Origin of the sequence: Flavobacterium turcicum (genome assembly GCF_011365745.1) — a bacterium.
In the GTDB taxonomy this organism is placed as follows: domain Bacteria; phylum Bacteroidota; class Bacteroidia; order Flavobacteriales; family Flavobacteriaceae; genus Flavobacterium; species Flavobacterium turcicum.
Genome location: NZ_JAAOBY010000002.1, coordinates 318,230 through 336,071 on the forward strand (window position 1 = coordinate 318,230; position 17,842 = coordinate 336,071).

11 protein-coding genes are annotated in these 17,842 nt (G+C 31.3%); 5 read left to right on the plus strand and 6 right to left on the minus strand.

The annotated features are described in order from the left end of the window. The first annotated feature begins 4 nt into the window (after positions 1–4). Together mads8 and G9Q29_RS05275 are read left to right on the plus strand one after the other, a co-directional pair. Positions 5–5,443, plus strand: a complete 5,439-nt coding sequence (mads8, locus tag G9Q29_RS05270; RefSeq protein WP_166134044.1) for a methylation-associated defense system ATP-binding protein MAD8 — start codon at positions 5–7, stop codon at positions 5,441–5,443. Further along, positions 5,443–6,141 (plus strand): PP2C family protein-serine/threonine phosphatase, encoded by a 699-nt coding sequence (locus tag G9Q29_RS05275; RefSeq protein WP_166134051.1) that lies wholly within the window; start codon positions 5,443–5,445, stop codon positions 6,139–6,141. The genes mads8 and G9Q29_RS05275 overlap by 1 nt, the downstream gene beginning before the upstream one ends. A 55-nt stretch (positions 6,142–6,196) precedes the next feature. Here G9Q29_RS05275 and mobC read toward each other — a convergent pair whose 3' ends face one another. The 4 genes from mobC to G9Q29_RS05295 all read right to left on the minus strand — a co-directional run bounded on the left by mobC (position 6,197) and on the right by G9Q29_RS05295 (position 10,976). Next, the gene (gene mobC / locus G9Q29_RS05280) at positions 6,197–8,179 is read right to left on the minus strand and encodes a conjugal transfer protein MobC (protein ID WP_166134624.1); all 1,983 of its coding nucleotides are present in this window, start codon (positions 8,177–8,179) and stop codon (positions 6,197–6,199) included. Between the two features lie 17 nt (positions 8,180–8,196). Then, positions 8,197–9,483, minus strand: a complete 1,287-nt coding sequence (locus G9Q29_RS05285; RefSeq protein ID WP_166134053.1) for a relaxase/mobilization nuclease domain-containing protein — start codon at positions 9,481–9,483, stop codon at positions 8,197–8,199. Continuing rightward, on the minus strand, positions 9,471–9,860 hold the full coding sequence (locus G9Q29_RS05290; RefSeq protein ID WP_166134055.1) for a plasmid mobilization protein: 390 nt from the start codon (positions 9,858–9,860) through the stop codon (positions 9,471–9,473). Before G9Q29_RS05290 ends, G9Q29_RS05285 begins: the two co-directional genes overlap by 13 nt. Before the next feature lie 216 nt (positions 9,861–10,076). Then, positions 10,077–10,976 carry a toprim domain-containing protein gene (locus G9Q29_RS05295; protein ID WP_166134057.1) on the minus strand — a complete coding sequence of 300 codons (900 nt, stop codon included), beginning with the start codon at positions 10,974–10,976 and terminating at the stop codon, positions 10,077–10,079. A gap of 150 nt (positions 10,977–11,126) precedes the next feature. Here G9Q29_RS05295 and G9Q29_RS05300 point away from each other — a divergent pair, with 150 nt between their 5' ends. From G9Q29_RS05300 to G9Q29_RS05310, 3 genes are all read left to right on the plus strand, one after another. Then, positions 11,127–11,420 (plus strand): hypothetical protein, encoded by a 294-nt coding sequence (locus G9Q29_RS05300; RefSeq protein ID WP_166134059.1) that lies wholly within the window; start codon positions 11,127–11,129, stop codon positions 11,418–11,420. A 348-nt stretch (positions 11,421–11,768) separates the two neighbouring features. Beyond that, positions 11,769–13,277: a MauE/DoxX family redox-associated membrane protein gene (locus tag G9Q29_RS05305; protein WP_166134061.1), complete on the plus strand. Its 1,509-nt coding sequence runs from the start codon at positions 11,769–11,771 to the stop codon at positions 13,275–13,277. A 92-nt stretch (positions 13,278–13,369) separates the two neighbouring features. Continuing rightward, entirely contained in the window at positions 13,370–13,651 is a 282-nt protein-coding gene (locus tag G9Q29_RS05310) for a DUF6520 family protein (RefSeq protein ID WP_166134063.1), read from the plus strand. A 93-nt stretch (positions 13,652–13,744) separates the two neighbouring features. Here the strand turns inward: G9Q29_RS05310 and G9Q29_RS05315 are convergent, their stop codons facing one another. Beyond that, positions 13,745–16,396, minus strand: coding sequence for a S9 family peptidase (locus tag G9Q29_RS05315; protein ID WP_166134065.1), 2,652 nt, complete (start codon positions 16,394–16,396; stop codon positions 13,745–13,747). Between the two features lies 1 nt (position 16,397). Next, positions 16,398–17,828, minus strand: coding sequence for a RagB/SusD family nutrient uptake outer membrane protein (locus tag G9Q29_RS05320; protein WP_166134067.1), 1,431 nt, complete (start codon positions 17,826–17,828; stop codon positions 16,398–16,400). Between the last annotated feature and the right edge of the window lie 14 nt (positions 17,829–17,842).

The window sequence follows — 17,842 nt, forward strand, 5'->3', positions numbered from 1 at the left end:
TCCCATGGAGCTTACAAAAATTAATTCCTATTATCAAAATATCATAGATCTAGTAATTTCATTATATAATAATGAGTTTATTACAGCCAAGGCTGGACATTGCATGAAAATTACTGGTTTTGGTAATAAGGAACTTATGTATTTATGGGATGAAATAACGGAGAAATATCCGAGCATAAATACTTTTATTGTTTCTGAAGATGAAAGAGGTGACTGTTACATTTCAGCTACTAAATTAATTGAATTTAGAAATCAACAAGAAAAGCCTCTATTAGTTCTAATACCATCCAATAGTAGAACTGCTGCTGAAGATTCTTATGGCAATGCCACTTTTAAAGAAATATCATTAGAGGGTATTGAAATTAAACTGAAAGAAGTACTTATTTCTAAAATTCCTGCTAATAATAAACGTATTATTCATTCTATATTTAGCTATTTAGTTATTGATGAAATGGAAACTTCAAAGGTTATTGATTATTTAATCACCCTAGAAGAAAATGATTACGAGGCAAAATCGATAGGTAAAAACCTTTTTAAATTAGATTTGTTGCCAGATGAAGATTTATTAGAGAATGAAGATTTGCTTCGATCAAGATTGAATTTTAACCAAACCAGTGTTAAAATATTAAGTTCTTTTAATAGACCGTTATATGATAGAATAAATGAATTACCTATTGAACAGGATACTCTTCAAAAGTATTTTATTGATTTTTTCAGAACTGAAAAAGATGCAAAATCACAAGAAAGTATTTGTCAACTTATTGCTTCTTCCTATTCAGAGTTATGCTTTGATAAATGGTCTATACCTAATTTGAATTTTAAAGAAATTAAACTTTTTATTGATGATATTAGATCTACGGATTTTAAAACTGAAGAAGGTAAAAAAGTTTTAATTGCTAATCCAAATCAAACTTCAAAAGTTATAATTCGATACAGTACAAATCCGCCTCCAAAAGATATTGATGATTTGAAATATTTTAGAGTTGTTTTAATGTCTGTTGATGGTCGTTCTGGAGAAGAAATTTCAACTTTAAGAAAATTAAAAAATACGAATTCAAATAGACCTTATCAGGAGGCTAAAATTGAATTAAACCCTAATATGTTTGATGAGGGCTCTTATTTTTTCAAAGTTTTGGCTGAGGATGAACATGGTAATGTTTTGAATTCAAATGATGACTTTAAAGAATCAACTATTCAAAAAACATGGGAACAAGAAGGTAAAAATCCAGAAACAAAGAAGAACTATAATTACAAGTTGACTTGCGATTCTGATGATTTTGATTATTTTTTTGATGAAAACCCAGAGAAAGAGGAGACACAACGAAAAGATAAATTAAACAATGTTTTACAAGCTTTTTTTAAGTATAATATTGAGCGATTAAAAAGTAGGGAAGGTATAGATTTACCACCTCTGAGTGATTTGTCTAACGTTTGGTTAAATGATGATAAACTTACGCACGTTTCGACGTTCCATATTAATTATTCACCCAAACATAATTATCAAATTAATTTATCTACGAAGCTACGCCTATTAGAAAATGAGTTTTTAAAGCACAGCAATCAGTTAGGTCATATTAATTGTTCTATAAGTAATAATATTGCTTTTGTAGGACTTCAAGGAATAGATTTTGAAATCAGCGAACTAACCGATATAGCACCAAAATTATTAATTCAGTTGAGGCATCAGCTTTTTGAAGCTATAAAAAACTCAAATGAAACTGCGAATGGTATTATAGAAACTAGTAATTTATATTCTTTAAAAGAAGTAATTAAAAGCTATCTAAAGATTTATGATGAATGGTTAACGCAATTAAAGAATAATCTTTTTGATGATGAATTAAATGAAGATGAAAAAGAAACTATAAAACATTTTTTGAGTGAAATTCAAATCTTAGATTTAGTAAAAGTTAAAACTAAGCTCCCTGATGGAAGCTCAGTTTCCTGTTTACTAATGTCGCCAATTCATCCTTTGCGATTGTCTTGGTTTTTACAATTAATTGAATTGTTTGATGAGTGGTATAAAAAAACTATAGATTATCAAGTGCATTTAGAAGAATGGGGACAGCTTGAAGAACTATTCTTAGGCAATTTATCACCGGAAGTAAATCCGTTGGTTTATGTTGAACCGAATTCATTTAAGAATTATGATTATGCAGGTGAATTGTCTTTTGGTTGGGCAATATATTTAGACAATTCTAATGTTGGTACAAATGAATCTTTAGTGCCAGTAACACAACAACTAAAGCACTATTTAAGAACATTATTCAATATTTCAACAGAGAATTATGTTGAAACGGATATAAGTAAAAAATTAGTTGTTAAGCACCTTAAAAATTTCTTGTTACAACATCCTTATACCGATAAATTGGTTGTAAACTTATTTAATGTTGGAGATGCAGCAATATTCTCGGACTCGTTTGTTGAAATTGGTAAAAATTTAGATTATGTAGATACTAAATTTGAAGTTCGCATTTTCATTGGCGAAGATTCAATAATTGAACATGGTAAAGCATTAAAGAATTTAATTAATCCAGAAACCAACATTTCAGAAGAAGCCGAATTATTTTCTCAATCTTCTAAGAATAGATTATTTCCAAAGTTGAGGTTTTCAATTAATAAAATTGATGCTTATTTACAAAATCCATCAAAGTATGCTGCGCATTTAAGCTTTTTAGTTAATCCGTTTGCTGTAAAAATTACTCTTTTCAAGCCTCATCGTAACATAAAATCATTTTATTTAAATGGTTTAATATTAGAACATTCTATTGAAGTTGAAGAAATTGATGTTAACATTAAATGGAATAGATATATTGATGTTGATGCAATCCAAGACAATAATCAAAATTTATTGTATAGTTCACTATTTTCTTCTTTGCAATTTTTTGTCGCAGGTTCTTTAGCCATAAATTCAACAGAAGCGATTCCTTCTATTGAACTAAGACTTTCTAATAGAGATAAAGTTTTGCTTTCTCAATTGCATGAGTTTTCAGATTGGGTAATAACATTTGATAAAAACTTGGGACCTCAAATTTTTGACCAACCCTCAAAAGACGGAAAAACACCTTTCTTATTAGATTATGTTCCAGGAGAAGAAATTTCCGGGATATCTTCTTTTTTAACCACAAAGCCTTCGTCAGAGGTTCTAGGTTTGTTAGGTCCACATTTTGAAGAGTTCAATTTGAATATTCACAATACTGATGATGAGAAGAAAATAAAATTAATTCTTGAAGATTTAAGAGCAGTAAGTAGTTCTCTTGTATTACAACTTAATTCTACTAAGAATAAAGCTTTTGAAGTAATTGGTTCGGCTTTTACCAAAAGAGTACTAGAAAAAAAAGGTTTCCTTGAAGAAGCTGTTTTAGTTCCCATTGATTTGCATCAAAATATTTTTGAAAATCTTTCTTCTAATTCAAAAAGTAGAGCTGATAATTTGTTGTTCTCAATTGATAAAGATAAACGTGAAATATCAATTTCTATTATCGAAATCAAATGCAGAAAGTTTATAGGAGTGTCTGAGAAAGAAGATTTGAAATTAAAAATGAAAGAGCAGATAGAAAACACTATTCTGGCTATAAGACATCATTTTGATCCAAACAATTTTACTACTGTCGATCGATTGGATAGAGAGATAAAAAATAAAGAGTTTAAAACATTGTTAAGTTTCTATATTGAAAGAGCTTATCGTTATAATTATCTTTCAGACACTGCCTATAACACTTATTGTTCATTCCTTCAAACACTTGATGAAGGTTTTTGTTTAAAATTTAATCAGTTAGGATTTATTTTTGATTTTTCATTTTCTAAAAGACATGAGAAAGAAGTTGTTGATGATAGTCTAACTTTTTTCACTTTTGGGGCTAAACTAATTGAAGACATTTTAGATCCTGATTCTGATTTAAATACTACACGATTAGAAGAGAAAGAATTTGATAATGAATTACGAACTGCTCTTGGAACAAATGAAGCTTTAAAACCCTTTTTACAAAGGTTTAAATCAAAAATTAAACAACAAAAAGATGTAATCCCTGAAGTTGAAGTGCTTATTAAAACAATAGACTCAACGATAGATTCAACTCCTTCTAATAAATCTTATAGAAAAGAAGATAATGACGATTTAGACGATGATTTTAATGAAGAAGATATTCCTGTTACTCCAACACCGAATAGTCCAAATGAAGTTATTCATGAAGTAAACAAAGAGGTTGCGAGTGATACGAATACTTATATAAAGCCAGATTATGATATTATCGTTGGGAAGAGTTCCGAAAGTCCTCAATATGGGATTTTAGGAAAGAGTATTCAAAATAAAAAAATTGCTATCGATTTGAGTGAAACCAACACTATCAGTTTATTTGGTGTTCAAGGAGGAGGTAAAAGTTATACTATTGGTACTATATCCGAAATGGTTTTAAAACAATTTTCAAGCATCAATGTTTTACCATCGCCTCTAGCAGGAGTTATTTTTCATTATAGTGAAAGCATGGATTATGAACCAGAATTCACTTCAATGATATATCCAAATGATAAAAGAACTGAATTGCAAAAATTGAAAGAAGAATTTGGTGCAGAACCTGATTCAATAAAAGATGTAGTTTTATTAACTCCAAGAGATAAAATAGAAGATAGACGATTGGAATATCCTTCAATTGAAATTAAACCTATTTCATTTAATTCAATGGAGTTGAATGTTCAAGATTGGATGTTCTTGCTTGGCGCTGTAGGAAATGATTCTGCATATATCAAACAATTGAAATCCTTGATGAGAGAACAGAGGAGAAACATAACTATGGAAGGTTTGAGCGAAAGTGTAGAATCATCAGAACTACTCTCAAACAGTCAAAAAGCATTAGCCAGACAAAAATTAAGTTTTGCAAGAGAATATATTGATGACAGCTTTTATATACGGGATATTTTGAAACCGGGAAGGCTAATTATTGTTGACCTAAGAGATGAGTTTATTGTAAAAGATGAGGCACTTGGATTGTTTGTTATAATGCTTAATATATTCTCTGGAGTAAAAACTTATAATGACAAACATTTCAATAAATTTATTGTGTTTGATGAAGCTCACAAGTATATGGATAATAAAGATCTTACTGGAAATATAGTTACAGCTATACGAGAAATGAGACACAAAGGAGTAAGTATTATGATTGCCAGTCAAGACCCGCCAAGTTTACCAAATGAAATCATTGAACTTAGTAGTATAGTTTTATTACATAAATTTAATAGTCCTCAATGGCTTAAACATATTCAAAAGTCAATAACTCAATTGAGTAGTTTAACACCTTCTGATTTGAGTATATTGAAACCAGGCGATGGGTTTTTATGGTCAACAAAAGCATCTGAACAAAGTATTACGTTAAAGCCAATAAAAATTTCTACTCGTCCTAGAGTTACAAAACATGGAGGAGCTACAAAACAAGCAACAGGAGATCATTAATGATTAATTCATTTTCAAATAAAGGCAAAAGAAAAAGCAATCAGGATTATTTGTTTTCAAAATCAATTAATCCAGATTGGATTTTGCACATGGTAGTTGATGGCATGGGTGGTTATGAGTATGGGGATGTTGCTTCAAAATTAGTAGCAGAGAATATTCATACTTATCTTACTACAATAAATGATATAAGTGAAAAAGAAATTCAAAAAGCAGTCAATAAGTCTAATCTAATAATAAAACAAAAGTCAGATGATTTAAATGCTAAAATTGGAGCAACTTTGGGTGGTGCTATTATTTTAAAAAATAAAGCTTTTTTATTTTGGGTTGGTGACGTTAAAATCATTCACTTAAGAAATAATGAATTGCTTTATGAAACACATTCTCATACTTTAATAAATCAAATGATTAATAATGGAAGTATCATTAATAATATAGAGCGTTATAAGCATGTTGTAACTCGTTCTGTTTCTGGTAGTATCAAAGAAAGCATTATTGATTGTCATTTGGTCAATAATCTACTTCCTAAAGATATAATTATTATATACTCTGACGGTGTTTCAGATAAATTAAACTCTTACCAAATTAATAATGTATTTAAATCGGCTACTACAGTTCAAGAAGCTTTAAATCAAGTTGAAAATTTGTGTAGTCATGACGCTAAAGATAATTTTTCGATGTTGGTTACTCAGATAAGATAGCATTAAATTAAATTTATTTATCATAATAATATTTTTTATAGATTCTGATCCTATTTCACTTCTTAATCACCAAATAAGCCAACGCTGGATCATTTAATAATCGCTCCATTTCAGAATGAATGATGTCTTGAATGTCCTGTTTTATTTGTAAATAATTGCGTTGCACCATACTATTATCAACCATACGAATTACAGTGATATCTTCATAATTTTCTTGTTCTTTTTTTAGAGCTAGATGGTCATTTACAATTTCACAATGAAATGTTTTCAGGTCAATTTTACAATCTGGATCATCGGCAACCATACCTACAAATTCACCTGAACTTAGGGATGAAATTTTAGATGGTGGTACGGCTGATTCCAGTTGTTTGGAACGGCTAATAGATGTATCACCACTGTTTATGGATAGACTTTCTCTGTCTTGCATAATTTTACCAAAACGTTCTGATAGTTGTTTTGCACTATCACCTGTAACTTGTCCGCTAATAATATTTCCAGTGATATTCATAATGACATCTGCTTGTTCGCGTCCATAGTCTTTACGTAATTGACTGAAGTCTTGAATGCCGAGGCATGTTGCTACTTTATTGCTTCTTGCAGTTGCAATTAAACTGTCCATATTGTTGAGATAAATGGTAGGAAACTCATCAAATATTAAACTACTTTTTTGTTTTCCTTTTTGGTTCACCTGCTTTACTAAGCGATTGACATATAAAGACAAAACAGCGCCATAAATTTGTATTTTCTGTGGATTGTTTCCCATACAAACAATCTTTGGGTCGTCAGGATTATTGATGTCTAAAGTAAAATCATTGCCCGATAAAACATAGTACAATTGTGGTGAGGAAAGTCTTGCCATTGCAATTTTAGCAGAAGCAATTTGACCTTCTAATTGTTCCATTACGTCGTTGAGGTATGCATTTACGAATGGATTAATTAATACCTCAATTTCTTTCTCGGTTCTAAGCAATGTAAATAGACTATCGTAATCTGCTTGCATTAATTCGATAACATGTGGTAAGGTGCAAAATTCACCATCTTTATATTTTTTTAAATACCAAATTATTGCTGATAAAAAATTGATTGGCGATTCGACAAAGAAATCGCCTTGGCGTTTGATCCACTCACGATTGAGACCTAACAAAATGGTTCGCGCTGATTCAGATGCATCAGTAATATCAGTCATTGCCGATGGTTCTAAAGGATTGCAACGATGTGTGCGTGTAAGATCATCAAAATTAATTACATAAAATTGAGGAGGATTAGGATACAAATGTTTATAGTTAAGCCACGTATTGTATGCGATTTTAGAGAGGTCATCAAACTTGAAATCATAGATAAACATGGTAAAGCCTTTGCGTATATGTTGCGTAATTACGTGCCGGATTACAAAATAGGATTTACCAGATCCTGGTGTTCCCAAAACCATTACTGCTCGGAATGGATTGATTATATTGATCCAGCTTTTTTTTAATTTGTTTTTTAAATAGTATTTGGCCGGAAGATTTATCGAATATTCATTTTCTAAGAGTCGTTCTTCTTGTGGAAAGGTCTCGTTTTCTTTGTTGAAAATATCTTTATTATCGAGACGGTTTTTAATAATTCTAGATAATAGAGTGCCACCAGTTAGCATCAAAAGATATCCAATAGCAGTTAAAGTGATGTAAATTATGATGGCATGAATCACATTTGTTGTTACATGTAATGTGAAGTAACTGATTAGATAAATAAATATTCCAGTTATAATATAAGCGAAAGCTGTTTTGTAGTTCAGTTTTTCGTCTTTTCTACCTTTTGCACCAATTAAAGAAATTGCTAAAAATAGGAAAGCAAATAATTTGGATTTATGAAAACTACTAAACAATCGTGTATTGTGTATATTGCCTAAAATGGTATCACTAAATTCGCTGACAAGACCCCATTGTTTGAAACCAGCATAACAAAAATAATAAAAATGTAATACTAAAATAATGATACTGATAAGTCTAGTCATATCTAGAATCTTTCTCAGAGCTTGTTCGTTTTCGCCTGTTTGCATCGCCATATTATTTAGTTTTATTGATGATCAGATTGACCTTTTCTTTTTTTCTTTTTTCGTTTTCCTTTGAGTTGTTTCGGTACATAATCTAAGGGGTTTTCTGGTTGAGTAAGCAGTTTGAGTACTTTTCCAAAAGCTGTATTTGAGTCAGTTGTTTCATTTATATTTGAAGGAGCATTAATCGCAATTTTAGATTCAGATTCCATTTGTTTATGATAAATAGAAACTTTCTTTTTTTGTTCTGAAGCAGTTATAAATCCACATCGTTCTTGAATTGCCTTGGCGCTATATTGTTTGCCCAAAGTGCTACCATTTATGACACATTTTGTGGAATGATCGACGTATGTGATTCCATAGATTAGTCCTTCACTATTTTTTCTAAGAACAGTATTGATTCCCTCTTTTTGAAGTAACAAAGCCAATTCAGAAAGGGTAGTTTTCTTTCCTAAAAAGATCAGGTCGATGGCGTTTTTGATTCTATTTTTATTTGATGTTGAAATTGTTTTATTTTGAATGAACTTTTCTTCTAAGAATTTCAAAGTTGGTTTGTTGTAAAAATCACTAGCTTTGATTGGCACACCAATAGGTTTGCCATTTTCGTCAAGAATGCGATAAACCAGTCCATTTGATTTAAAGATTCTTGAATTTTCAGCACCTCGATCAGCAAGTACATTGTATTGTAGCAAAACTGCATTAAGTTCACTAAGATTTGCATATTTATAAGAGGAAAGCACTCCGTCAAGCACATTTGTAATTGCTTTTTTAGATTCAATTTTTCCATATTGAATTTTACTCGTTGTGATGGGTTTTAATTCAAAAGCTTCTCTTTTTTTAGCACCTTGTGCTTTAACTAGTCCGAAATTTTCTTCAATTTCTTTTCGAGCTGGTTCAGATTTTATAATAGCCAAATGATGCAAGTCAATTCGTTTGCCATCGCTTTCAATATTTATGGTTACCAAATGTATATGAGGATGTCCAGCATCGTGATGTTGGTATATCAGGTAAGGTTGATTCCCGAAACCTATTTTATCCATATACGTATTTGCGATAGCCATTAATTTTTCTTTAGAATAATTTTCTGAGGGATCAAAATTTAATGAAATATGCACACTGTTTCGCTTTACATTTTCATTCAATTCTAGTTGTTTTAAGAACCGATTTAGTTTGATAGTAGTATTCATTTTATCAACATCAATTGGATAATTTCCTGCTCCAATACACTCAGCAACACCTTGCTTTACTTTGTTTTCATTGTAGTTGAAAATAGTTTGAATTGAATGGCTTGTTTTTATTACTGCAACCATTTTTCTGTTATTTTTTGGATGTATTTTTTAGTTTCTTCAATCTTATTAAATAGTATTTTTTTATCCAGTTCGTAACTCATTATCCAGTTTTTAAATTCAGGAATTTGATGTAATGTGTGAAGCTTTTTCACCACTTGATTAAAGTTATTTCCGATGGCATTTAGTTCTTTATACAGTAGCATTATTTGAGCCATCATCTCATCTAAAGATTGGTTCCTGTAAGTAGTTTGAATGGGTTTTTCAAGTAATATATTACGCAGGTAATTGCTTAATTTTCTGCACGTTGTTTTTTTGAATTTTGCATGCAATTTTTGGTATTCATCTGTTGTTAATCTTAGATGAATCCATTTGGTGCGGTTGTTTTTTTTCTCTTCCATCATCTATAGTTTTCATTTTCTCTAATTTTCGGTGTCACTGCCCACGAGTTCCGAGTGATTGGGCAGCCAGATTCGGTTGTGATACAACCGTTCATCTGGCCGATTGCAGGAACGTGGCAATCTTTTAGCTATTTCAATTAGTTTCAAGATCTCTTAAGAGTTGCAATTTTTCCGATATAGCAATTTCTTAACCTATTAAAATAGTTGTCTTTACATTTATAACTTGCGTCTGAAATGCTTTTTAGAAGCTTTCGAAGATTGCGTCAAGTAGTCGTTAAAATCATTAAAGCTTTTGTAAAGGTGACTTTCGTCTTTGTATTTTGTACTCAATGAAAGTGCACGTTCAGTACAATTTAAACCCGTATTATCTCGATCGAGATAAAGCCGAATGGATTCGTGATTTTCCATAAAAGGGCGTGCTCTTTCAAAAAAAGATACAGAATTTAAAACAACAAAATCCTGACCGTTTTCGGGAAGGTTTTTGGTTGTCGCTTTAAAGGATAAAAAGTCTATAAAACCTTCAAAAACTGCAACCTCTGTTGCACCATTAATTATAGATGTAATATCTTTTGGTGAGCTACTGATTTTATAGTAGGGATTTCTAATTTCATAACCTCCAGAATTATTTTTAAAACCAATACCAAAGTATTTTTTATCATTGATTTCGTATCGCACTTCGCGACAAAATTGACGAGCAATTTCAAGTGGTATTTTTCGGTCTTCAAGGTAATTTAAAAGTGATGTTGATCTAAGTGGAAAATCATCTACTATTTTTAGTTTTCCTTCTTTAGAATCTATTAGTCTTACGTGCTCAATAATTCGATTTTGAGTATAGAGATTAGTATTTATTTTTTCTAAAAATTCAATAAGGTTGCAGTCATGAAAAAGCAGTCCAAAATCAATTAGATTTCCTCCTTTGCCTAAACCATGATCAAACCATACATTCAATTTTTGGTTTACTTTAAACGAAGGGTCATTTTCTTTTCGCAGTGGCGAATTATACCAGTAATCTGCGTTTCTAATCTTGACAGGCTGGAATCCTAATGAAGATAGATAGGCAGTAATATCAATTTTCTTTACGTCCTCAATCAAAAGTCTTTGTTTTCTGAAATCCATAGTTACACATTTTCAAGTTCATTAATCAGTCAAGGGCAAAGTTAAATAACTAAAAAAAGGTTTCACTAACATGGACATATTGTGTCTATCTCACTTTAGGTATGACTTTATACCTTTGTATAATTAATTATTAATTTAACTGTGAAAATTATGCTAACAACAAATGATGTAGCCAAAGTATTTGATACTATACTTAGTATCCCTGGTATGAATGATGTAGTGAAGATTGATTTGAAAATTTCACGAAAAAATGTACTGTTATTGAATCATGTTATTGAGCGTGGATTATCAGCTAAAGATGATGAGAAATCATCTGTATTATTGACTAGTATTTCACAAGAAAATCTGCAAGAATTAAAACTTTTAGCAGATGAATGTTTGCAAAAAGCGGGACTTATTGAACTCAGTGAAAAGCTTACTACTTTAAGTGCCACTGGAAAGTAACAGAATTTCAAAATTGTATCGGTATCATTTAGACAAATTTTGTTTAAATGGTATCGATTTTATTATTTAACTAAAATAGAATGTTTTTGAAAAATCTAAGCACGTTTTTGATAACAATATCTGAAACAGGCTGTTGTAATTTTGGTTTATTACAAATCCAAATCAAATAACTCTTAAATCATCAAGGTTTCGAATCAAATATTTACACTTTAAGGTTATTGGATTTGAATATTAAAAAGTAATTATTTTATAAAAAATGTATCTGTAATTTTTGTTCATCTGTTAATAAAAAATTATTATTATAAACATTTCGAGTAAGAAATATTGAATCATTAAACTCCTGCAAGTATGAAATCAAGAACAACTATTAAAAGTATAATTTTAGAAACTATTTGCTTGTTGTATGTGTTATTGTTTGTTTATGCTGCAGTTAGTAAATTATTAGATTTTGAGAACTTCGAAGTACAGTTAGGTCAGTCACCATTGCTAAGTGCTTTTGCGGGATTGATTGTTTGGATTGCTCCATTAACAGAATTATTGATTTCTCTTCTACTACTGATAAAAAGATTCAGGTTAATAGGTCTTTTTGCTGCTTATAGTTTGATGGTTATGTTTACAACCTATATCTACATTATTTTAAATTACAGTTCCTTTATTCCTTGTTCTTGCGGTGGCATTCTTGAAAAAATGGGATGGACGGAACACTTACTTTTCAATTTATTCTTTGTTATAATAGCTTTAATTGGAATTCTGGTTCTAACAATAAATAATGTTACTGAATTTTTTATAAAACCACGTATAATTTACTTTTCAATCTTCGGTAGCACTGTCATAAGTATTGGATTTATTACTTTGTTTTTTATTCTTTCGGAAGACATCATTCACCATCGAAATAATTTTGTCCGTCGGTATTCTGGAAACGCTGTAAAACTGAATGAAATAGATCTTAAGGTTAGTTCCTATTATTTTGCTGGTGCTACAAAAGAAGCTATCTATTTGGGAAATTATACAGCACCGCTTTTGGTAACAAAATTAGATTCTTATTTAAAGAAAAAGACGGAATTTAAGATACAACCAAACCGAATAGAATTTCCTTTTCAGTCGGTTCAGGTTCGTATTTCGGACACTAACTTTTATTTAATTGACGGATCGGTTCCTGTTATTTTTAAAGGAAAAATAAACGATTGGAAAGCATTTGTAAAATGGGAGGGAAGTACTACTTTTTCTCATTACCAGCTAATGGACTCACTGACATTAGCTATTCGTTCCAATAACAATGAAAGCGGCGAAAGTGTACTTGGTTCATTATATTTTGGAGACAAGTCTAAAACTTACTTTAATTCAAAATTACTCCAGAAGCAAATTGATGGTATTTTTGATGTGGATGGTACTTTACATTTTGATAAAGACATTCAAAAACTAGTGTATGTTTACTTATACCGAAATCAATTTATTGTAGCGGATAAGGATTTAAAACTTAATAACCGCGGTAAAACAATTGACACGATAAGTCAGGCACAAATTAAAGTTAGAGCAGTAGAAAGTAGAAACGAAATAAAACTAGCCGCTCCTCCTTTAATCGTTAATAAAACAAGTGCACTTTATAGAAATTTGTTGTTTATTAATTCGGCTTTATTAGGGCAGTACGAGCCTAAAGAAATGTGGAATGATGCTAGTATTATTGACATTTATGATATCAATACAAATTCGTATCAAGGTAGTTTTTACGTCTATAACATCAAAAATGAAAAGTTGAAAAATTTTAGTGTGGTCGATAACAATTTTTATGGATTTATTGGATCACGTTTAGTTCATTATAAACTTAGTGACATTTTAATTAAGGCATATAAAAACTAAAACTAAAATCATTCTTAAAATATACTGCAGTGTCAGGGTAAGGTCGAAAACCTGTAATAGAGTAGACCGTTAATAATTTTAAATTTATTATTATGAAAACAAATTTTGCCAAACAGGTTTTACCTGTTGCCGTATTTGCGCTTGCGATAGCAGGTGCTTTTACAACTAATGCAATGAGTCAGCGTTCCAAAACAGTTGCTCCAGTTCAAGGATTTATTAAACTGAACCTGCAAGCAACCTCTTGTGAACAACGAGACATGTGTTCGAATGTAAATAATGGAATTGTTTGTACCGTGGGTTTAGTACCAAGTGGTGCACAATTATTTGGTAAAAATTCATCTGGACAATGTTCAGTACCTATTTACAGACCATAATTCTAAAGTTTGCACAAATGGCAATGCAATTCCATAACTGGAATTGCATTGCTTTTTTTATTTCAAATTATATTTTCTTCCAGTCTTAAGTCCTTAATTTTTACTTATACCTTTTAAATAATAGTCAAACCAAGCTTCAATTTTTTGGGTCAAATCCTGTTGGTGCGATCGATTTGATAAAACATGACCTTCGTCTGGATAAATCAACATAGTGTTTGTTTTTCCGAGGCGTCTCAATGCCAAATAAAACTGCAAACTCTGATAATAATGTACTTGGCCATCCTGTTCACCTGACCAAGATAAAAGTGGAGTAGTTACTTTATCGGCATAGTAAATTGGAGAATTTTTCAGATAGCCTTGGTAATCCTCGTAAAGTGATTTTCCGATACGTAATTGTCCAAATTCATAGTGCCAAAAATTGGGTTTTTGATAACTTGGTGATGTCCAAAGATAACCGCTTACAAAATCGTTAATAGCTGCACCTGCTACCGCAGTTGCAAACATAGTACTTTGGGTGATGATGTAATTTGTTTCATACCCACCATACGAATGACCGATAAGACCAATTCGTGCAGGATCAATAGGTTCATTTGCGATAATTTTTTTTGTAGCAGCAATTACACAATCTGTAGCGGAAGCTCCGGGATTGCCAACTTCATAATCTATATCAGGTAGCAAAACAAAGTAACCTTTTGATGTTAGATTGGCAACATTAAACCCAGTAGGATTGTTGTGTGATGGGTTAATGTAGTTGTACAATTCCTTTGAAAGTTTTTCATATACATACACGATCATAGGATATTTTGTTTTTGGATTGTAATTTGCAGGATAGCATAAAACGCCATTTAAAATGCTTCCTTTAGCGTTGGTATATTCTATCAATTTGGAGTATCCCCAGTTGTATTTGAAATGTTGGGGATTGCTTTGAAATAGTATTTTTTCGTTGGATTCTTTTGTTTCTTTAAATACTAATTTTGGTGGTGTATTAAAATTTTCTTCCACATAGACAAAGCCATTACGACTCGTAGTAGTTATAACTTGGGAAGTGCGCATTTTTTTATCTAACAAAGTTTTTAATCCAGTTTTTTTATTCCAAAAACAGTAACCCGTATGGTCCAATGATTGCGTTTTTATGATTAATGTTTCCTTTGGTTCGAAAGATGCTTTATAATTTCCAGCATCATAATTCATCTTTGATAATTGGTTTTCTGGTGAAATGATAATTCTGTAAACTACTTTATTTTTTCTGCCATTGGTCAATCGAAAAGCTTTTGAACCATCTATAGCAATACACCAAATATCATATTGGTCGTAAATAAAAACTGTGTTGTCTTTTGCAGTCCATCCAGGGTTACCAAAAGGAGGCGATTCTTCTGCCCAATCTGATTTTTGATCAGAAAACGCAACATCAAGATCTTTGGTTAAATTTTTATGTAAACCGCTTTCCATATTATAAACCCACCAATGTTTGCTTTTAAAATAAACAATATGCTTTTCATACATCGATACAGAAGTGCCTCCTTCATTTCCTAATTGATTTTGAAGTAGTACTTTTTTCTCACCAGTTTCCAGATTTGCGGTATAAATATCTAATGGCGCATCATAATTTGCTTGTGGTTCATAGTGTTGCGAATTATAAACAAAAGCCTGTTTTTGGTCACCGCTTAACATCATTTTAGGAAATTCATTATCTGTAATTTGACTGTAACGATTTTCTTGAGGCCACCAAACTGCTACTTTGGTTTTGTTATTCCAATCATCAATTTGTATTTTAGCAGGATAAAGAAATTTATCTTGTGAATTCCAAACTTGTACCTGAGAAGCATTAGGAGGAACAACGCCTTTTTGCAACCCAAAGAATATTCTTTTACCATCTTTTGAAATGTTAAGATTTGCGAAAGAAGAAGAAATGATTTTCATATCTAACGGAAATTTATTTTGCTCCTTTGGGTCAAATATGTATAATTTACTTTCTGGAATAACATAGTAGAATACAGAGGATTTATTATTTTTTTCTACATCACTTGCAGATTGCTGTAAAAAAGCAAAGGATTTACCATCGTCTTGCCATACGAAATCAGTATTGTCAAGTAGCTCAGAAGAATTAGTTACTAGCGTCTTAACTTTATTCTTTAAGTTTAGTAGAATAACTGTCGAGTTTCCCTTGGATTTAGAAGTCAAGACTACTGCATCCGCTATAGAATTATAAGAATAGTTCTCAATGGAATCAAGAACAATAGATTGGTTAGTACTTAAGTTTTTCACCTCAAAAATATTCTCTTTGTCATTGCCTTTTTTTAAAATGATAAGTTCTTTACAATTGGCTCTTAAATCATATTTGATTACTCCTTGAATAGTTTCTCGTTTGGCTGTTACTAAATTAGTTACTGTTAAGTTTCCTTTTGGATTCATAGAACAAAACCAAGTATCATCGATAAATGATCCTTTACTTTCTCCAGCAAAACTGTAGGTTATTGTTCCTTTACTGCTTTTAACAAATAAAGTGTCTTTACCATTTTCATAATAATTAACATAGCTAACCCATTTTGCATTTTCAGAGAGTTTTTCGACTGTAAGATAACTCCACAAAGGATAATCGGCAGCCGTAAGTTCCTTTTTATTATTGTTTTGAGCAACGCCACAGCATGAAACAAAAAGAATTATAAGACCTACAAAGTAGGTCTTAATTCGATTTGAATAGCTAAAAGAATTTGTAATGATATTTTCTATGATGTGGTATCTCATATTAATAGCCAGGATTTTGCGGATTTAAATTGGGATTTAACGATAGTTCAGATTCCGGTAATGGCATCAAGTTATCTGTGGAGTTCCAGCCAGGTTTTATAGGAGTTAAAACTTCATTTATTTTATTAGCTCTTTTTAAATCAAAAAAGCGATGTCCTAATTCTGTGAAAAATTCCACTTTTCTTTCTTTTAAAATTGCTGTGAGTATGTCCTGTTGGCTAATTGCAGTTGTTTCAGGAAGACCTGCTGTCGTTCTAATTTTATTCAGATCTTCTTTCGCTCCAATCAGGTCTCCTTGCTGCGCACGAGCCTCAGCTCGAATGATGTATTGCTCCGCTAAACGAAATAGTATAGAATACTCTAATGAGCTTGACGTAATGGATTTTTCTTTGTATTTGTTGGCATGAAACCAAGTATCTATGCCATTAGTAACCGGACCTATCCATTTTTCTTTACGTTGATCTCCAGATTCAAAATCAGATAGTAACTGCTCACTTAAAGCAACGAGCGAAGGAGGTCCTGAAAAGAATACAAATGTTTCGCCTTCTTGCGTGTTTTGACCATCAAAACGCGGTGAAAATTGCCAAATAGTAGTAGTACTCTCTTTCAGAAATATTTTGTTCAAATCGGTTTCCCAAGCGTATACCGCTGTATTATTTAAAGTGTAGGAAGCTGAATTGGCCGCATCCGCCCATAAACCATTGTAAAGGTATACTCTAGCTAATAATGCTTTGGCTACGGATTTATTAGGTCGTACTCGATCCGTTGAAATGTAGTCTTCTGGCAGTAGTGAAAAGGCAAGTTCAAGGTCTGCTATGATGTTAGAATAAAGTTCCGCACTCAATGTTCTATTGGCTACCTTATTAATTTCATAATTTGTTGTCGTTATGTAAGGAACGTTTCCATACAAATTGACAAGATAAAAATGTAAAAGTGACCTAACGAACAATGCTTCTCCTGTCAATTGGTTTTTATCAGCAATAGCTAATCCAGTAGAAGCGTTAACACCTTCAATAATAGCATTAGCAGCATAAATTTGATTGTAGCTGTTGCTCCACCAACTAAAGATTTCGCCATTAGAAGGAAGTATGGTATTGTTGTAAAAATTTACGGTTGTTCCTGAAATATCGCCGAAGTAAACTAGTTCATCTGCATAGTTGCCTAATTGATTAGACATTCCTGAAACATTTCCGCTTAGTATTCCGGCGTCTCGCATTTTGGTATAAATATTAATCATTGCGGCATTTGCTGTTGCTCGATCTTGAAAAACGGCGTTTGTGTTTAGTTGTGATGTTGGTAAATCTACTTCTACAAAGTTGTCACAGGCATTTAAAAATACCAAGCTAAAAAGTAACATTCCAAATAATAATTTTCTATTTAATGACTCAAAAAGGATTTTTTGAGTGCAGTTAATATTTGATTTCTTTTTCATAATATATTGCATTA

Excerpts from the sequence above, each read along its gene's own strand:
- mads8 (WP_166134044.1), top strand. The coding sequence starts at position 5 with ATGGAGCTTACAAAAATTAATTCCTATTATCAAAATATCATAGATCTA.
- G9Q29_RS05275 (WP_166134051.1), top strand. The coding sequence starts at position 5,443 with ATGATTAATTCATTTTCAAATAAAGGCAAAAGAAAAAGCAATCAGGAT.
- mobC (WP_166134624.1), bottom strand. The coding sequence starts at position 8,179 with ATGCAAACAGGCGAAAACGAACAAGCTCTGAGAAAGATTCTAGATATG.
- G9Q29_RS05285 (WP_166134053.1), bottom strand. The coding sequence starts at position 9,483 with ATGGTTGCAGTAATAAAAACAAGCCATTCAATTCAAACTATTTTCAAC.
- G9Q29_RS05290 (WP_166134055.1), bottom strand. The coding sequence starts at position 9,860 with ATGGAAGAGAAAAAAAACAACCGCACCAAATGGATTCATCTAAGATTA.
- G9Q29_RS05295 (WP_166134057.1), bottom strand. The coding sequence starts at position 10,976 with ATGGATTTCAGAAAACAAAGACTTTTGATTGAGGACGTAAAGAAAATT.
- G9Q29_RS05300 (WP_166134059.1), top strand. The coding sequence starts at position 11,127 with ATGCTAACAACAAATGATGTAGCCAAAGTATTTGATACTATACTTAGT.
- G9Q29_RS05305 (WP_166134061.1), top strand. The coding sequence starts at position 11,769 with ATGAAATCAAGAACAACTATTAAAAGTATAATTTTAGAAACTATTTGC.
- G9Q29_RS05310 (WP_166134063.1), top strand. The coding sequence starts at position 13,370 with ATGAAAACAAATTTTGCCAAACAGGTTTTACCTGTTGCCGTATTTGCG.
- G9Q29_RS05315 (WP_166134065.1), bottom strand. The coding sequence starts at position 16,396 with ATGAGATACCACATCATAGAAAATATCATTACAAATTCTTTTAGCTAT.
- G9Q29_RS05320 (WP_166134067.1), bottom strand. The coding sequence starts at position 17,828 with ATGAAAAAGAAATCAAATATTAACTGCACTCAAAAAATCCTTTTTGAG.